Below are 16,120 nucleotides of genomic sequence, written 5' to 3' on the forward strand. Positions count from 1 at the left end.
GCACGGCACACAGATGGCACCGACGACGAAGGCGGCCGGCGACGGCAGCGGCCTGGTGGAGATGGCCTGGGACCCGATCACCCGGATCGTGGGCAGCCTGGGCATCCACACGAAGATCGACTTCAAGCAGAAGCGGGTCGCGGAGTGCTACAGCACCTCGTCGGTCTTCCGTGGCTACAGCGTCTTCATGCGCGGCAAGGACCCCCGCGACGCGCACTTCATCACCAGCCGCATCTGCGGGATCTGCGGAGACAACCACGCCACCTGCTCGGTGTACACGCAGAACATGGCGTACGGCGTGAAGCCCCCGCACCTCGCTGAGTGGATCATCAACCTCGGCGAGTCCGCGGAGTACATGTTCGACCACAACATCTTCCAGGAGAACCTGGTAGGGGTCGACTACTGCGAGAAGATGGTCAAGGAGACCAACCCCGGCGTCCTCGAGCTCGCCGAGCGCACCGAGGCCCCGCACGCCGCGGAGCACGGCTACCGCACGATCGCCGACATCATGCGCTCGCTCAACCCCCTGGAGGGCGAGTTCTACCGCGAGGCCCTCCAGGTCAGCCGCTACACGCGGGAGATGTTCTGCCTGATGGAGGGCCGCCATGTGCACCCCTCCACGCTCTACCCGGGCGGCGTCGGCACCATCGCCTCCGTGCAGCTCTTCACGGACTACCTCAGCCGCCTGATGCGGTACGTGGAGTTCATGAAGCGGGTCGTGCCCCTGCACGACGACCTGTTCGACTTCTTCTACGAGGCGCTGCCCGGGTACGAGGAAGTGGGCCGCCGGCGTGTCCTGCTCGGGTGCTGGGGCGCGCTCAACGACCCCGAGTACTGCGACTTCACCTACGCCAACATGACCGACTGGGGCCGGCGCATGTTCGTCACGCCCGGCATCATCGTCGACGGCAAGCTCGTCACCAACGACCTCACCGAGATCAACCTCGGCATCCGCATCCTGCTGGGCAGCTCCTACTACGAGGACTGGCAGGGCCAGGAGCAGTTCGTCACCCATGACCCGCTCGGCAACCCGGTGGACCCCCGCCACCCGTGGAACCAGCACACCATCCCCACCCCGCAGAAGCGGAACTTCGACGACAAGTACAGCTGGGTCATGTCCCCGCGCTGGTTCGACGGCAAGGACCACCTCGCCCTGGACACCGGTGGCGGCCCCATCGCCCGCCTGTGGTCGACCGCCCTGTCCGGTCTCGTCGACATCGGGTACGTCAAGGCCACCGGCCAGAGCGTGGTCATCAACCTGCCCCGCACCATGACCAAGCCGGAGACCACCTTCGAGTGGAAGATCCCGAAGTGGTCCAACGCGCTGGAGCGCAACCGCGCCCGCACCTACTTCCAGGCGTACGCCGCCGCCGTCGCCCTGCACTGTGCGGAGAAGGGGCTGGCGGAGGTCCGCGCCGGACGCACCCAGACCTGGGAGAAGTTCGAGGTTCCGGACGAGAGCATCGGCGTCGGCTTCACCGAGGCGGTCCGCGGTGTCCTCTCCCACCACATGGTGATCCGGGACGGCAAGATCGCCAACTACCACCCGTACCCGCCGACCCCCTGGAACGCCAGCGTCCGGGACACCTACGGCACGCCCGGCCCGTACGAGGACGCCGTGCAGAACACGCCCATCTTCGAGGAGAACACCCCGGAGAACTTCAAGGGCATCGACATCATGCGCGCCGTCCGCAGCTTCGACCCCTGTCTGCCCTGTGGCGTCCACATGTACGTCGGGGGCGGCAAGACGGTGAAGTCGATGCACGTGCCCACCGGCCTGAGCGGACTGGGCGGATGAGCGCGGTCAGCTCCGCGGAGCAGACGGGGCGCCGCGTCGAGGAGGTCCTCGACAGGCTGGCCGAGCGCGGCGACACGGCCGCCGCCGCGGCCGCGGAGGAACTCGTCCGCTCCCTCATGGACTTCTACGGTGCCGGTCTCGCCCGCATCCTCCACCTGCTGTCCGCCGCTCCCGGCGAGGCAGCGGCACGCCTCCTGGGCGACGACCTGGTCGCGAGCCTGCTCGTCCTGCACGACCTGCACCCCGAGGACCGCGACACCCGCATCGCCCGCGCCCTCGACGGTGTCCGGGAACACGCCCTGGAGGTGGTGGGCTTCGACGACGAGAGCGGCACCCTGACGCTGCGGGCCCGGGAGGCCGACGGCTGCGGTTGCGGCTCCGGCACGGGCGCCCGGGAGGCCGCGGAGGCAGCGCTCGCCTGCTTCGCACCGGAGGTGAGGGCGGTCGACGTACAGACCGCCCCCGCGGGGCCCACGCTCCTCCAGATCGGCACCGCACCGACGGGGGCCCGATGACGGCGTCCCCGGCGACGCGCCCGCCCGGCCTGCGGAGGTTCCTCACCGAGAAGCCTCCGCAGCCCGAACGGTGTGAGCTGTGCGCTGTGGCGGTGGAGGCGGGTCACCGTCATCTCGTCGACACCGAGAAACGCGCCCTCGTCTGCGCCTGCGCCCCGTGCGCGCTGCTGATGGAGCAGCCGGGCGCCGCCGAGGGCCGCTTCCGTACGGTCCCGGCCCGCTACCTCACCGACCCCGGACACCGCCTCGACGAGAGCGCGTGGGAGGCGCTGCAGATCCCGGTCGGCGTCGCCTTCCTCTTCCGCAACGCGGCGCTCGACCGGCTGGTCGCCCTCTACCCGAGCCCGGCCGGAGCCACCGAGAGCGAACTCGACCCGGCCACCTGGACGGACGTCCTCGGTGACAGCCGCCTCGCCGAACTCCTCGAACCCGACGTGGAGGCGCTGCTGCTGCGCCGCACGAACGGCGGCTGCGAGTGCCACCTCGTACCCATCGACATCTGTTACGAACTCGTGGGCCGTATGCGCCTGTTGTGGCAGGGCTTCGACGGCGGAGCCGAGGCCCGGGCCGCGCTGGACGCGTTCTTCGCGGACGTCTCACGACGTGCCCGGCCCGTGGACGAGGCGGTGCGCCCGTGACCGCGTTCTCCTTCGCCTGCACCGGCGTTCGCGCCGACCAGTACGCCGCCGGACCGACCCTCGTCTTCCGGCTGCGCGTCACCGCCGCCGACAACGCGCGCGTGCACGCCCTCGCGTTGCGCTGCCAGATCCGCATCGAACCCGCCCGCCGCGGTTACGCGCCCGCCGAGGCGGACGGTCTCGCGGACCTCTTCGGCGAGCGCTCACGCTGGGGCAGCACGCTCCAGCCGGTGCAGTTCGCGCAGGTCTCGGTCATGGTCCCGAGCTTCACCGGAGAGATCGAGACCGACCTCGTGGTGCCCTGCACCTACGACATGGAGATCGCCGCCACCCGCTATCTCACCGCCCTCACCGACGGCGAGGTCCCCCTGCTGATGCTCTTCTCCGGTACGGCGTTCACCGGAACCGGCGGCTTCCAGGTGGAGCCCGTCCCGTGGGACCGCGAGGCGGCCTTCCGGATGCCTGTCACCGCCTGGCGCGAGATGGTCGAGCAGCACTTCCCCGGCTGCGGCTGGATCCGGCTGCCCCGCGACACCATGGACGCCCTCCTCGCCTACCGCTCCCGGCACGCCCTGCCCTCCTGGGAGGCGACCGTCGCGGCGCTGCTGGAGGGTGCCGACCCGCCCGCGCACGACCCGCTGCGCGCCCTCACCGCCACCACCGGAAGGACCGAACCGTGACCGTGACCGCGTTCGCCCCCGAGACCGAGGAGCGCTTCGCTCTCGCCCGGCAGGTGGCCGACGCCGTCCTCTTCGAGGGCTATGTCCTCTACCCGTACCGCGCCTCGGCGGCCAAGAACCGGCTGCGCTGGCAGTTCGGTGTGCTCGTGCCGCCCGGCTGGGGCGCCGAGTGCGAGGAGCACGACTTCCAGCACACCGAATGCCTGATGGAACCGAAGGCGGGGGCGACCCTCTCGGTCGAGGTGCGCTTCCTGCACGCCCGAAGGCGCACGGTGCAGCGGGCCCGTCCGGGCGGCGGCTTCGACACGGTGCCCGAACTCCACCTCGACGACCGGGTGCTGGTGCCCTGGGACGAGGGAAGCGAGGAGCGCGTCGAGGTGGTCGCGTCGATGGACGAGCTCCTCGGCGACGGCGTCACGCATCCCTTCCGGCTCCCCGCCCGCGAGGACACCGCGCCGGTCCTGGACGAGACCGGCCGTGCCGTCGGCCGACTGGTCAGGCGCTGCGAGGAGATCAGCGGGACGGTACGGCTCTCCGCCCTCGAACTCGACGGCCCCTACCGGACCGTGCGGCTGACCGCCGTCGTCGAGAACACCAGCGACTGGACACCGCCCGCGGGCCGCGGCGCGGACCGGGAGGCGGCGCTGCCTCACTCCCTCGTGGCCACCCACCTCCTCATGGCTCTCAGCGCCGGATCATTCCTGTCGATGACCGATCCCCCCGAGTGGGCGAAAGGCGCCGTCGCCGCCTGCCGCAACCTGCACACCTGGCCCGTACTCGCCGGCGAGCCCGGCCGCGACGACCTCGTGCTGTCCTCGCCGATCATCCTGCAGGACCATCCGGCCATCGCGCCGGAGAGTCCCGGCGCGCTCTACGACGCCACCGAGATCGACGAGATCCTCGCGCTGCGCACCGCGGCCCTCACCGACGAGGAGAAACGCGAGGCCCGGGGTACGGACGAGCGGGCGGCCGCCGTGATCGAGCTGGCGGACTCGATGCCGCCCGAGGTTCTGGAGCGTCTGCACGGGGCGGTGCGGAGCCTGCGCGAGGTGACCGGTCCCGGCCCCGCCGCCCCGGACGGCGGCTTCCCCGACGAATACGGGGTGATCCGGCCGGACACCCCCTGGTGGGACCCCGCGAGCGAGGCGGGCTTCGACCCGGCGCGGGACCGGGTGGTCGTGGACGGCCGGTCGGTGGGCCAGGGCAGCCGCGTCGAGCTGCACCCGGGCCTGCGGCGCACCGACGCGCAGGACATCTTCCTGCGGGGCCGCACCGCGAAGGTCGAGGCGGTGCTGCACGACGTGGACGGCGGGGTGCACCTGGCGGTCACGGTGGAGGGCGACCCGGGCGCCGACGTCCGCCGCGAGCAGGGACGGTTCCTGTACTTCCAGCCGGACGAGGTCACACCGCTGGAGGACGACGTATGAACCCCTCGCCGCAGTCGGGCCCCAGGACCCTCGTCGCCGGCATCGGCAACATCTTCCTCGGGGACGACGGCTTCGGCGTGGAGATCACCCGCCGGCTCGCCGAGCTCGACCTGCCAGGACACATCGAGGTCGTGGACATCGGGGTCCGCGGGGTGCACCTCGCCTATCAGCTGCTGGACGGCTACGACACCCTCGTCCTCGTGGACGCCACGGCACGTGGCGAAGCCCCTGGGACGCTGTACGTGATCGAACACGACGTCGGCGGGGGGAGCCCTTCACCCGCCGCCCCCGCGCTGGACGGCCACCGGATGACCCCGGACACCGTCCTGGCACTGCTGGGCACCCTGTGCGCCGGGACCGGCGGCGAGCCACCACGTCGCGTCCTGGTCGTGGGATGTGAACCGGCCTCGGTGGACGAGGGCATCGGTCTCAGTCCGCCGGTGTCCGACGCCGTACCGGAGGCCGTCCGGCTGATCGAAGAGCTGCTGCGGGACGGCGAGCCGTCCGTGGCACGGGCCTCAACCGCTGAGGCTCCGACATGAGGAGAGACGGGATGAAGAAGATCGTCATCGGCGGGGCGGCCGTCGCCGCCATGGTCGCTGTCGTCGTCGAGGTACTTCCCGACCTGAGGCGCTACCTGCGCATCAGACGGATGTGAATCGTGGCCGCCTCCGGTGTGCCGCGCGGTTGGGTCGAACGGCTTACCCGGCGGCCGGCAACGGCGTGCCGGGCCGTGCGACCCGGCCGCGCGCGCCTCTAATGAAGGCCGACCGGAGGCAGCCGCGGACGGAAGGACGGAAACCATGCACGAGATGTCCGTCGCGCTGGCCGTCGTCGACCAGGTGGAAGAGGCCGCCGCGCGGGCGGGTGACGTCACAGCGGTGCGATCGGTACGGCTCCAGGTGGGCGAACTGGCCGGCGTCGTACCCGATGCGCTCGCCTTCTCCTTCGAGCTGGCCTGCGCCGGAACCCTGCTGGAAGGCGCCGAACTGATCACAGAAGCGGTGCCGGGGCGGGCCCGCTGCACCCCCTGCGCACACGAATGGGCCGTCGGCATGCCGCCCCGGCTGACCTGCCCCAGGTGCGGCGGTACGCAGACCGACCTGCTCGCGGGCCGGGAACTGCAGATCCTCGACGTCCACTGGGAGGACGGCGACCCCACGCACACACCCACCCGCGAACCGATCTCCGAGGAGCGCTGAACCATGTGTCGTGTCGTCGACCTGCGGCAGGCCGTACTCGCGAAGAACGACGCGAGCGCCCACGAACTGCGCGCGCACCTCGCGGCTCGAGGCACCGCGGTCGTCAACCTGCTGTCCAGTCCGGGCAGCGGAAAGACCGCGCTGCTGGAGCGCGAACTGCTGCGGGCACGGGAGAGGGCCGTTCCCGTCGCGGCGCTGAGCGCCGATCTGGCCACCGAGAACGACGCGGCCCGGCTGGCGCGTTCGGGGGTCCCCGTCAAGCAGGTGCTCACCGACGGACTGTGCCATCTGGAGGCGGGGATGCTCGCCGGACACCTGGACGGGTGGCTGCCCGACGACACCCGGCTGCTGTTCGTGGAGAACGTCGGCAACCTGGTCTGCCCGGCCTCCTACGACCTGGGGGAGACACTGAGGGTCACCCTCGCCTCCGTGACGGAGGGCGAGGACAAGCCCCTCAAGTACCCCACCGCCTTCGGCCTCGCCCACCTCGTGGTGGTCACCAAGACCGACATCGCGGAGGCCGTCGAGTTCGACGAGGCGGCGTTCCGCGCGAATGTGGAGCAGGTCAACCCCGGAGTCGAGGTGATCCTGACGTCGGCACGCCGGGGGCAGGGAGTCGGCGCGCTGCTCGACCGGGCGCTGGCCGCCGTGGACGGCACACCCGTCCACTCACCGGTCATGGCCCGGCAGCCTCATCACCACGGTCACCCGCACACGCACCCGGAGGCCACCGGCACCATGGCCCACACCCACTCGTGAGCGGTCCGCAGGCTCCGACCGCCGTCGCCGAGAACACCCTGCGACGCCGCCGGGTCACCGTCCGGGGAGTGGTGCAGGGCGTGGGCTTCAGGCCCTACCTCTACGGCCTTGCCACCGAACTCGCCCTGGCCGGACACGTGACCAACACCCCGGAGGGCGTCGTCGCGGAGGTCGAGGGCAGCGCCTCGGCCGTGGCCCGGTTCTGCGACCTGATCGCCGCCCAGGCACCGCCGCTGGCCCGCGTGGAGTCCGTCCACCACCGGGAGATGCCTCCCGTCGGCGGCGGCACCGCGTTCACCATCCTCACCTCCCGCACCGGCGGACCGGCCCGCACCCTGGTCTCCCCCGACTCCGCCACCTGTGCCGACTGCCTCGCCGAACTGGCCGCCCCGGCGGACCGGCGCTACCGGCACCCCTTCGTCAACTGCACTCACTGCGGCCCGCGCTTCACGATCGTCACGGGCGTGCCGTACGACCGGGCGAACACCACCATGGCCGGCTTCGCGATGTGCCCCGACTGCGCCCGGGAGTACGCGGATCCGGCCGACCGCCGCTTCCACGCGCAGCCGGTCGCCTGCCCGGCCTGCGGGCCCCGTCTGCGGCTGGTCCTCGCGCAGGAGGCACGGCTCGGGAATGCCGAGGGGGCGGACCCGGTCACCGAGGCCCGCGCGCTGCTGAAGCGGGGCGCGATCCTCGCCGTGAAGGGCCTGGGCGGCTACCACCTGGCCTGCGATGCCTCGAACCAGGAGGCGGTCGCCCTCCTGCGCCGACGGAAGGCACGCGGGGACAAGCCGTTCGCTGTCATGGCCAGGACCGCGGACGACGTCCGTCACCTCGTCCGGCTGAGTCCGGCGGAGCGGAGCCTGCTCGAAGGCCGTGCCAGGCCGGTCGTCCTGCTGAGGCGGCGTCCGCACGCCGGCGGGGATCCCCGGCCCGCCGAGGCCGTGGCACCCGGCAGCCCCGACCTCGGCGTGATGCTGCCCTACACGCCCGTGCACCATCTGCTGCTCGGTCTGCCAGGCGACCCGGACGGTCCCGGGCTGCTCGTCATGACCAGCGGCAACCTGTCCGGTGAGCCGATCGTCACCGACGACGACGAGGCGCTGGAGCGACTCGCGCACCTGGCCGACGCCTGGCTCACCCACGACCGGCCGATCCACGTCCCGTGCGACGACTCCGTGGTCCGCGTCTGCGACGGGGAGCCACTCGTGATCCGCCGCTCGCGTGGTTATGCCCCGTTGCCGGTCTCCCTCCCGCTGCCCGTGCGGCCGGCCCTCGCCGTCGGCGGAGACCTGAAGAACGCCTTCTGTCTCGGGGCGGGCCGGCAGGCCTGGCTGTCGGCGCACATCGGCGACATGGACGACGTCGGCACACAGCGGGTCTTCGAGCGCGCGGTGGCGCAGTTGGAGTCCATTACCGGGGTGCACCCCGAGGCCCTGGTCTGCGACCGGCATCCTGGCTACCGCTCCACCGGATGGGCCGACCGGAACGCGGTGCACCGGCCCGTCGTACGCGTCCAGCACCATCACGCGCATATTGCCGCCGCCATGGCCGAGCACGGACTGGACGGCACCCGGCCGGTGATCGGCGTCGCCTTCGACGGCACCGGCCATGGCGACGACGGCGCCGTGTGGGGCGGGGAGTTCCTGCTCGCGGACTACGACGGCTTCACCCGGTTCGGGCATCTCGCGTATGTTCCACTGCCCGGTGGTGACGCCGCGGTGCGCCGGCCGTACCGCATGGCGCTGGCCCATCTGCGGGCGGCCGGGATCGACTGGTCCGACGACCTCGTCTGTACGACCGCCTGCCCGCCCGACGAACTCCACGTCCTGGAAAGGCAGTTGGAGCGCGGCCTGAACTGTGTCCCCACGTCCAGTATGGGCCGGCTCTTCGACGCCGTGTCCTCTCTCGCCGGGGTGTGCCACCGAGCCGGATACGAGGCACAGGCCGCCGTCGAACTGGAGGGGGCGGCTCTGCACGCACCGGCCGACGACACCACCGCGTACGCCTTCGCCCTGCACGCGCCGGAGGAGAACCGGGACGGCGCCGTACGGGCCGATCCGGCACCCGTACTGGCGGCGATCGTCGGCGACCTGCGCGCGGGCGTCGAGCCGGCCCTGGTCGCCGCGCGCTTCCACCGGGGCGTGACCGGCCTGGTGCACCGGATGTGCGCGCGGGCGCGAGAGCGGCACGGGCTGGAGACGGTCGCCCTGACGGGAGGCGTGTTCGCCAACACGCTGCTCTCCTCGGCCTGTGCCGCCACCCTGCGCGAGGACGGCTTCACGGTCCTGCGGCACCACCTGGTGCCGCCCAACGACGGTGGCCTGGCCCTGGGCCAACTGATGGTGGCCGCCCGCGTCACTCCCACACTCACTCCCACCGACTGAGCAAACGCGCGACCACAGCGAGGAGAGGCTCATGTGCCTGGCGGTACCCGGCAGAGTGCTGGACATCGAGGAACGGGACGGCACCCGGATGGCCACCGTCGACTTCGGCGGCGTGGTCAAGGAGGTGTGCCTGGAGTATCTGCCCGACCTCCAGGTCGGCGAGTACGCCATCGTCCACGTCGGGTTCGCCCTGCAACGGCTGGACGAGGAGTCGGCGCGACAGACGCTCGAACTCTTCGCCGAACTCGGCCTGTTGCAGGAGGAGTTCGGTGACCCCTGGGAAACCGCGGCGGCGGAGGCGGCGGGCTCGGAACCGGTGGAAGAGGTGGGCAACAAGTGAAGTACATCGACGAGTTCCAGGACCCGGAGCTGGCCCGCCGGCTGCTCGACGACATCCACGCCACGGTGACCAGGCGGTGGGCGCTGATGGAGGTGTGCGGAGGGCAGACGCACAGCATCATCCGGCACGGCATCGACCAACTCCTGCCGGACAAGGTCGAGTTGATCCACGGACCCGGCTGTCCGGTGTGCGTCACTCCGCTGGAGGTCATCGACAAGGCTCTGGAGATCGCCTCCCGACCGGAGGTGATCTTCTGTTCCTTCGGCGACATGCTGCGCGTGCCGGGCACCGGACGGGACCTGTTCCAGGTCCGCGGAGAGGGCGGTGACGTGCGCGTCGTCTACTCACCGCTCGACGCGCTGCGGATCGCCCAGCAGAACCCGGACCGCGAGGTGGTGTTCTTCGGCATCGGCTTCGAGACGACCGCACCCCCCAACGCCATGACGGTCCATCAGGCCCGGAAACTGGGCATCCCGAACTTCAGCATGCTGGTGTCCCATGTCCGCGTACCGCCCGCCATCGAGGCCATCATGTCCTCGCCGAGCTGCCGGGTGCAGGGCTTCCTCGCGGCCGGCCATGTCTGCAGCGTGATGGGCATGGGGGAGTACCCGGAACTGGCGGAGCGCTTCCGGGTGCCGATCGTCGTGACGGGCTTCGAGCCACTGGACATCCTCGAAGGCGTACGCCGTACCGTCCGGCAGCTGGAACGCGGTGAGCACACCGTCGACAACGCCTACGCCCGTGCCGTTCGCGCGGAGGGCAACCCGGCCGCCCGGGCCATGCTGGAGGACGTCTTCGAGGTCACCGACCGCGCCTGGCGCGGCATCGGGGTGATCCCGCAGAGCGGCTGGCGGCTGGCACCGAAATACCGCGCCTACGACGCCGAGCACCGCTTCTCCGTCGAGGGCATCCGCACCCAGGAGCCGGCCGAGTGCCGCAGCGGAGAGGTCCTGCAGGGACTGCTCAAGCCGCACGAGTGCGAGGCCTTCGGCACTCTGTGCACGCCTCGTACGCCGCTGGGGGCCACCATGGTCTCCAGCGAGGGAGCCTGCGCCGCGTACTACCTCTACCGCCGGCTGGACATGCCCGCCACCAAGGCACAGGAGGCGACCCCCGTTGTCTGACACCACCGATCTCCCCGTCCCCGCCCTGGACGTCGAGGCGTGGACGTGTCCGGCGCCCCTGCGGGACCGGCCGCGTGTCGTCATGGGCCACGGCGGCGGCGGAGTGCTCTCCGCCGAACTGGTCCAGCAGATCTTCGCTCCCGCTTTCGGGGGCGAGGTGCTCGCCCAGATGGGTGACGCCGCCGTCCTGTCCCTGGGCGGTGCCCGGCTGGCGTTCTCGACCGACTCCTACGTGGTGCGGCCGCTGTTCTTCCCCGGCGGCAGCATCGGCGACCTGGCGGTCAACGGCACCGTCAACGACCTCGCCATGAGCGGCGCCCGCGCCGCCTACCTCTCCTGCGGATTCATCCTGGAGGAGGGCGTCGAGCTCGACGTGGTCACGCGCGTGTCCGAGGCGCTGGGCGCGGCCGCGCGCACCGCCTGTGTGGAGGTGGCCACCGGCGACACCAAGGTGGTGGAGGCCGGCCACGGCGACGGGATCTACATCAACACCGCGGGCATCGGTCTCGTCCCGGCGGGCGTCGATCTGTGCCCTCAGCGGGTCGTCCCCGGCGACGTCGTGATCGTCAGCGGCGCCATCGGCGTCCACGGGGTGGCGGTCATGAGCGTCCGCGAGGGACTGGAATTCGGGGTGGAGATCAAGAGCGACTGCGCGGCGCTCGGCGGCCTGGTCGACGCCATGCTCGCCGTCACCCCGGATCTGCACGTCCTGCGCGACCCCACCCGGGGCGGCCTGGCCGCCTCGCTCAATGAGATCGCGCAGGCCTCCGGCACCGGGGTGGTCATCCAGGAACGTGATGTCCCGGTCCCGCCGGCCGTGGCCAACGCCTGCGCCATTCTCGGACTGGACCCCATGTACATCGCCAACGAGGGCAAGCTGGTGGCCTTCGTCCCGCGCGAGCACGCCGACGCCGTCCTCGGGGCGATGCGCACCCATCCGCTGGGCGCGGACTCCGTGATCATCGGTGAGGCCGTGGAGGCGCATCCCGGCATGGTCGTGGCACGGACCGGCCTGGGAGGAACGCGGGTGGTCGATCTGCCGATCGGGGAGCAACTGCCGCGGATCTGCTGACAGGGATGGCGCTCGGCGAAGAACCTGCCGTCCGGGACCGACCGGGCCCGATCGGAGGGGCTGATCCGGTCAGCGCCCGGACGGCGGATCCTGTGGGTCCACGCCGGTCTTGGCGGCAGCGTCCTTCGTGCCGCTGGGGCGCTGGGAGCGGCCCTTGCGTCCGGTGTCGCGCCTGCCCTTCTCGTCCGCGTCGCCGTACTCCTCGCCGCTCGCGTTCGGGCTCTCGACCGTGTCACCGGGGACGGACTTCGTCTCCTCGGCGGACTTCGTCCGGCCCGGGCCGCGCTTTCCGGCATGCTCGGCACGGAAGGAGCGCTCGGCGCTCGGGTTGTCCTGCTGGCGGGTCTCGTCCACGTCGGGTGACCAGCCGTGATGTTCGGTGTCCTGGTGCCGACTGGGGCCCTTTCCGTGCGGTGGCTCGGACGAACGTGGTTTCTTCGACATGGTCGGATCCGCCTTTTCACGGTCGGTGGGGAGCGCCGGTAACGCGTCTCAAGTTAAGTAAATTATCCCACCTTGTAATATTTTGGGCACGCTATGCGTGTCCTTGACGTGGGTGAGGGCCTCCCGGAGAGGCCCTCATGTAAGTGGTCGAGGTGATCTAGAAGAAGCCCAGTTTCTTGGGCGAGTAACTGACCAAGAGGTTCTTCGTCTCTTGGTGGTACATGAGCAGTACCCACGCTGACCTGCGGTGACGGTGCGCTGTCGGCCGACGGGTGGCAACGTGGTCCGAGAATGGCCCGGATCTTGGTCTCGGACTGCCCTCCCGATCGACGCAACGCTCAGATGCGCCTGGTCTGCGGCAGCGAAGAAGCGGTTCGCGCAGATGTACCCGGAGATCGCCGCCGAGTGTCGGACGGCGGCCGGAGGTCCTCGACATGGACCTGATCAAGGAGAAGTACCCCACCGAGTACGAGGCGTGCTGCGCCCGTGTGCTGCGCGTGCCCAAGAAGGAGCAGTGATGGCCCTGACCACCTTGACGGAACGCGTCCAGCAGCGGGCGGCGAATGTCGCCGGCCCCGAGGACTTCCGGCACGACCGTGGTGAGGGCGTCAACGAGACGACCGCCGGGCACGGACACGACATCCAGCAGTACTGGGCTGACATCGAGGCCGAGTTGCCGAAGCACGTCAGCGTGGACCTGTTCCCGGCAGCGCTCCGCCAGGTCCCGCCAAAGGTGCGGAAGTGCACCAGGAGGTCCCGGCGCTTGCAAGACGGCGGAACGTCCATTCCGGCTTTCCCGGCCCCGCCGACGCCGACGGCACCCGTGCCGCCTTCTGATACTGACGGTCGGCCGGCTGATGGGACGCTTGCATGGCCACGCGAACTGTCCCCAAAATTCCCGCTCGCGGTCGGCCAGGAGCATCTCGGGGATGCCGGGTGCGGCGAGGACACCGATGTGCCAGGCGCCGCCGTGGGCGATGTCGGCCAGTCTTTCGAGGCCGAATCCTGGCAGGCCCATCTCGAGGTTCTTCATCTCATGGTGGTCCAGCTGCCGCACCGCGATTGACCAGCAGGAACGATGTCCATGTCCATGTCCATGTCCGCGACCGCCGGGCCGTTGGCCCATGCGTGGTCCGGTTCTCGGGCCGGCTGGGCCGCGAGGACGGGACGGCTTCAACCCGATGTCCCCGCTCGGTTGCCCCTTCCGGGGCGCCCGCCAGGCCTGAGTATCTGGCTCACGGCCAGTTCGCGGTAAAGGGCGCTGTCGGCCAGTAGCTCCTCGTGGCGTCCGCCGGCGGCGGTGCGGCCCTCGTGCAGCACGACGATGTGGTCGGCGTGCTGCACGGTGGACAGGCGGTGCGCGATGACCAGCAAAGCGCACTCCTGGGCGACGTCCTTCATGACGGTGGTGAGCGCCGATTCATTGATCGCGTCGAGGTGGGAGGTGGGTTCGTCCAGCAGGAGCAGCGTGGGGCGGGCCAGCAACGCGCGGGCGAGGGCGACACGTTGGCGTTCGCCGCCAGAGAGGGTGGCGCCGCGTTCACCGATGACGGCGGTCAGCCCGCCGGGCAGCCGGTCGACGACTTCTTCGAGTCGGGCCAGTTCCATGACGCGCCGGATCTCCGCTTCCGAGGCGTCGGGCACGGCGTAGGCGATGTTGTCGCGCAGGGTGCCGCGGACGACGTGCGCGTTCTGGTCGACGACCGCTATGTGTCGGCGACATGCGGCACGGGTGAGTTCGGTCGCGGGCCGCCCGTCGAAGAGCACGTGGCCCGCATCCGGCTCGTAGAACCTCGCCACCAGGGCGAACAACGTGCTCTTGCCGGCTCCGGACCGACCCACCAGGGCGACGTGCTGCCGGTGCGCGACGGCGAACGAGACGCCGCGGAGGACTGGCAGGTCCGGGAGGTAGCCGAAGTGGACGTCGCGCAGGGCGAGGGCGGGCTGCTCGGGGGTGTCGGACGGCCCGGCCGGCGGGGGTGTGGCGACGGGGACTCGTGGGATCCGCGGTGCGGTGGGCTCGACGGGCAGACGGAGCGTCTGGTCGATGCGCTGGTAGGCGCCCATCCCGCGTTGGATGAGGCCCATGGCATGGAAGACGGAGGACAGCGGCAGGACGAGGTACGAGGCGTACAGCAGGAAGGCGACGAGATCTCCGAGGGAGCCGGCATGGCCGTTGACACGCAGGCTGCCGACGACCAGGACGATGAGGAAGGAGCCCTGGACGGCGAGTTCGACAGCGGGGCTCATGACAGATGCGATCTTCGCGGTGCGTACCCCCGCGCCGTAGGCCTCCTCGACGCGTGCGCCGATGCCCGCTGCCTCGCGCTCCTCGGCGCAATGCACGCGGACCATCGGCAGGGCACCGAGGGCGCGTTCAAGGTCGGCGGCGATGGCACCGACCGAGTCCTGCATCTGTTCGGACGCGCATCGGATGCGCGTGAGCAGCGAGGCGACGACCAGGGCCGCCGCGGCCACGGTGACGGCGACCATGAGCAGCAGCAGGGGGTCGAGCCACGCCATGAGGACGATCGCCCCTGCGGCGACAAGGCTTCCCGTCACCAGATCGACGAGGGCCTGCGACACGACCTCCCGGAGCAAGGTGGTGTCGGCCGTCACCCGAGAGATGAGGTCGCCGCCCCGTTGGCGGTCGTACTCCCTCATCTCCAGCCGGAGTAGCCGCCCCACCAGCCCGTGCCGGAGCTGCCGTACGACACGTTCGCCCATCCGCTCCAGAAGAAAGCGCCCGGCGGCTCCCGTCGCCGCCTCGGTGACGAACAGCGCGCCAAGGAGTGCCAGCAGTGGCCAGATGACCTGTCCACGGCCGCTCGCGTCCACGACGTGCTTGGCGACGAGCGGTTGGGCCAGACCCAGGGCGGAGCCCACGAGGGTCAGTACGGTGGCGACGGCGATGGCGCTCCGGTGCCCGGCGGTGAGCCGGTACATCGTGGCCACCGCCGTCCGGGTGGACTTGTCCCCCTCTGCGACCCGGGCCCGGCCGCCGTTCGCGACCGTCGTGCCGGTCATCGGTCCGTCGGTCGCGACAGCGGGGGGACGGCCACCAGCCGGGCGAAGTAGCCCTCCGGTACACCCTCGCCGACGGGACTGCCTTCCGCCTCGATCCAGGCGTGCGCGGTGAAGGGTGGGACGACGCGTACGCCGGTGCACCAGGTCGGCCACGTTCCGCCGAGCCGGCACAGCAGTGCCGCCCCCAGAGAGCGCGGCAGACACCCCTTCGGTCCGGCGCAGCGCAGGCTGGCGGCGCACATGGCGTCGCGCGCGTTCTGAGCCTGCGCCGTGGTGGCCGGCGCGGCACCGCGTCGCAGGATGCCGAGTACGGTACGGATGCTGCGGGGTGGCAGGAGGGCGAGGGCGACGGCGGGGAGCAGGACGAGGCGGGCGGCCAGGCGTCGGGCCAGGGAAACACCGGTGGGTCGTTGCAGCGCGCTGGGTGTCGTCATGAGGCGAGCCCCGAGTACCGCAGCTCCCGTACGAGCGTCTCGACGTCCTGCATGGCCTGCGCCTGGTCGATGTCGAACTCCCGGACCAGGGCGGCGGCCGCGTCCGACTCCTCGCCGCCGTCGAGCAGCGTCCGCACGACCAGGGTGGCGGTCGGATTCAACTCCCAGTAGGCGCCGGCCCGTTCGTCCAGCAGCACCGTGCCGTAGTCGGTCTCGGCCGTGGAGACATTGTCACCGAACCGCAAGGGCATGTGGGTGGGCCTTTCTGACGTG

Annotated in this window: 17 protein-coding genes; 13 read left to right on the forward strand and 4 right to left on the reverse strand. The window is 71.0% G+C overall.

The annotated features are described in order from the left end of the window. The first annotated feature begins 13 nt into the window (after window positions 1-13). The 12 genes from M2157_RS40995 (at window position 14) to hypE (ending at window position 11,942) form a co-directional block, all read left to right on the forward strand. Window positions 14-1,798: a nickel-dependent hydrogenase large subunit gene (locus M2157_RS40995; protein ID WP_280856072.1), complete on the forward strand. Its 1,785-nt coding sequence runs from the start codon at window positions 14-16 to the stop codon at window positions 1,796-1,798. Beyond that, window positions 1,795-2,313, forward strand: a complete 519-nt coding sequence (locus tag M2157_RS41000; protein ID WP_280856071.1) for a hypothetical protein — start codon at window positions 1,795-1,797, stop codon at window positions 2,311-2,313. Before M2157_RS40995 ends, M2157_RS41000 begins: the two co-directional genes overlap by 4 nt. Then, entirely contained in the window at window positions 2,310-2,951 is a 642-nt protein-coding gene (locus tag M2157_RS41005) for a DUF5947 family protein (protein WP_280867668.1), read from the forward strand. The genes M2157_RS41000 and M2157_RS41005 overlap by 4 nt, the downstream gene beginning before the upstream one ends. Then, a complete protein-coding gene (locus M2157_RS41010) occupies window positions 2,948-3,631 on the forward strand; it encodes a DUF6084 family protein (protein ID WP_280867669.1) in 684 nt (227 codons plus the stop codon). The genes M2157_RS41005 and M2157_RS41010 overlap by 4 nt, the downstream gene beginning before the upstream one ends. Next, window positions 3,628-5,058 (forward strand): hypothetical protein, encoded by a 1,431-nt coding sequence (locus M2157_RS41015; protein WP_280856068.1) that lies wholly within the window; start codon window positions 3,628-3,630, stop codon window positions 5,056-5,058. Before M2157_RS41010 ends, M2157_RS41015 begins: the two co-directional genes overlap by 4 nt. Next, complete coding sequence (locus M2157_RS41020; protein WP_280867670.1) at window positions 5,055-5,600, forward strand: hydrogenase maturation protease; 546 nt, start codon at window positions 5,055-5,057, stop codon at window positions 5,598-5,600. Before M2157_RS41015 ends, M2157_RS41020 begins: the two co-directional genes overlap by 4 nt. A 261-nt stretch (window positions 5,601-5,861) precedes the next feature. After that, on the forward strand, window positions 5,862-6,260 hold the full coding sequence (locus tag M2157_RS41025) for a hydrogenase maturation nickel metallochaperone HypA (protein WP_280856066.1): 399 nt from the start codon (window positions 5,862-5,864) through the stop codon (window positions 6,258-6,260). A 3-nt stretch (window positions 6,261-6,263) separates the two neighbouring features. Beyond that, complete coding sequence (hypB, locus tag M2157_RS41030; protein ID WP_280867671.1) at window positions 6,264-7,019, forward strand: hydrogenase nickel incorporation protein HypB; 756 nt, start codon at window positions 6,264-6,266, stop codon at window positions 7,017-7,019. Next, window positions 7,016-9,406 carry a carbamoyltransferase HypF gene (hypF, locus tag M2157_RS41035; RefSeq protein ID WP_280867672.1) on the forward strand — a complete coding sequence of 797 codons (2,391 nt, stop codon included), beginning with the start codon at window positions 7,016-7,018 and terminating at the stop codon, window positions 9,404-9,406. Before hypB ends, hypF begins: the two co-directional genes overlap by 4 nt. Window positions 9,407-9,437: 31 nt before the next feature. After that, window positions 9,438-9,746: a HypC/HybG/HupF family hydrogenase formation chaperone gene (locus M2157_RS41040; protein WP_280867673.1), complete on the forward strand. Its 309-nt coding sequence runs from the start codon at window positions 9,438-9,440 to the stop codon at window positions 9,744-9,746. Continuing rightward, the gene (gene hypD / locus M2157_RS41045) at window positions 9,743-10,870 is read left to right on the forward strand and encodes a hydrogenase formation protein HypD (RefSeq protein WP_280867674.1); all 1,128 of its coding nucleotides are present in this window, start codon (window positions 9,743-9,745) and stop codon (window positions 10,868-10,870) included. Before M2157_RS41040 ends, hypD begins: the two co-directional genes overlap by 4 nt. Then, window positions 10,863-11,942 (forward strand): hydrogenase expression/formation protein HypE, encoded by a 1,080-nt coding sequence (gene hypE, locus M2157_RS41050; RefSeq protein WP_280867675.1) that lies wholly within the window; start codon window positions 10,863-10,865, stop codon window positions 11,940-11,942. Before hypD ends, hypE begins: the two co-directional genes overlap by 8 nt. 69 nt (window positions 11,943-12,011) lie before the next feature. Here hypE and M2157_RS41055 read toward each other — a convergent pair whose 3' ends face one another. Beyond that, a complete protein-coding gene (locus tag M2157_RS41055) occupies window positions 12,012-12,386 on the reverse strand; it encodes a hypothetical protein (RefSeq protein WP_280867676.1) in 375 nt (124 codons plus the stop codon). Between the two features lie 517 nt (window positions 12,387-12,903). On the opposite strand from M2157_RS41055, the gene M2157_RS41060 reads away from it, so the two are divergent. Then, complete coding sequence (locus M2157_RS41060; RefSeq protein WP_280867677.1) at window positions 12,904-13,452, forward strand: hypothetical protein; 549 nt, start codon at window positions 12,904-12,906, stop codon at window positions 13,450-13,452. A gap of 107 nt (window positions 13,453-13,559) precedes the next feature. Here M2157_RS41060 and M2157_RS41065 read toward each other — a convergent pair whose 3' ends face one another. The 3 genes from M2157_RS41065 to M2157_RS41075 are packed head-to-tail and all read right to left on the reverse strand — an operon-like array spanning window position 13,560 to window position 16,098. Continuing rightward, a complete protein-coding gene (locus M2157_RS41065; RefSeq protein ID WP_280867678.1) occupies window positions 13,560-15,413 on the reverse strand; it encodes an ABC transporter ATP-binding protein in 1,854 nt (617 codons plus the stop codon). After that, window positions 15,410-15,847 (reverse strand): lasso peptide biosynthesis B2 protein, encoded by a 438-nt coding sequence (locus tag M2157_RS41070; protein WP_280867679.1) that lies wholly within the window; start codon window positions 15,845-15,847, stop codon window positions 15,410-15,412. Before M2157_RS41070 ends, M2157_RS41065 begins: the two co-directional genes overlap by 4 nt. Beyond that, window positions 15,844-16,098 (reverse strand): lasso peptide biosynthesis PqqD family chaperone, encoded by a 255-nt coding sequence (locus M2157_RS41075; protein ID WP_280867680.1) that lies wholly within the window; start codon window positions 16,096-16,098, stop codon window positions 15,844-15,846. The genes M2157_RS41070 and M2157_RS41075 overlap by 4 nt, the downstream gene beginning before the upstream one ends. Between the last annotated feature and the right edge of the window lie 22 nt (window positions 16,099-16,120).

The sequence above is a fragment of the Streptomyces sp. SAI-127 genome (assembly GCF_029894425.1).
Taxonomy (GTDB): Bacteria; Actinomycetota; Actinomycetes; order Streptomycetales; family Streptomycetaceae; genus Streptomyces.

Bases quoted from the DNA above. Each gene is read 5' to 3' on its own strand.
- M2157_RS41025 (WP_280856066.1), top strand. From the start codon at position 5,862: ATGCACGAGATGTCCGTCGCGCTGGCCGTCGTCGACCAGGTGGAAGAG.
- M2157_RS41000 (WP_280856071.1), top strand. From the start codon at position 1,795: ATGAGCGCGGTCAGCTCCGCGGAGCAGACGGGGCGCCGCGTCGAGGAG.
- M2157_RS41020 (WP_280867670.1), top strand. From the start codon at position 5,055: ATGAACCCCTCGCCGCAGTCGGGCCCCAGGACCCTCGTCGCCGGCATC.
- M2157_RS41070 (WP_280867679.1), bottom strand. From the start codon at position 15,847: ATGACGACACCCAGCGCGCTGCAACGACCCACCGGTGTTTCCCTGGCC.
- M2157_RS41060 (WP_280867677.1), top strand. From the start codon at position 12,904: ATGGCCCTGACCACCTTGACGGAACGCGTCCAGCAGCGGGCGGCGAAT.
- M2157_RS41065 (WP_280867678.1), bottom strand. From the start codon at position 15,413: ATGACCGGCACGACGGTCGCGAACGGCGGCCGGGCCCGGGTCGCAGAG.
- M2157_RS41005 (WP_280867668.1), top strand. From the start codon at position 2,310: ATGACGGCGTCCCCGGCGACGCGCCCGCCCGGCCTGCGGAGGTTCCTC.
- M2157_RS41075 (WP_280867680.1), bottom strand. From the start codon at position 16,098: ATGCCCTTGCGGTTCGGTGACAATGTCTCCACGGCCGAGACCGACTAC.
- M2157_RS41040 (WP_280867673.1), top strand. From the start codon at position 9,438: ATGTGCCTGGCGGTACCCGGCAGAGTGCTGGACATCGAGGAACGGGAC.
- M2157_RS40995 (WP_280856072.1), top strand. From the start codon at position 14: ATGGCACCGACGACGAAGGCGGCCGGCGACGGCAGCGGCCTGGTGGAG.
- hypB (WP_280867671.1), top strand. From the start codon at position 6,264: ATGTGTCGTGTCGTCGACCTGCGGCAGGCCGTACTCGCGAAGAACGAC.
- M2157_RS41055 (WP_280867676.1), bottom strand. From the start codon at position 12,386: ATGTCGAAGAAACCACGTTCGTCCGAGCCACCGCACGGAAAGGGCCCC.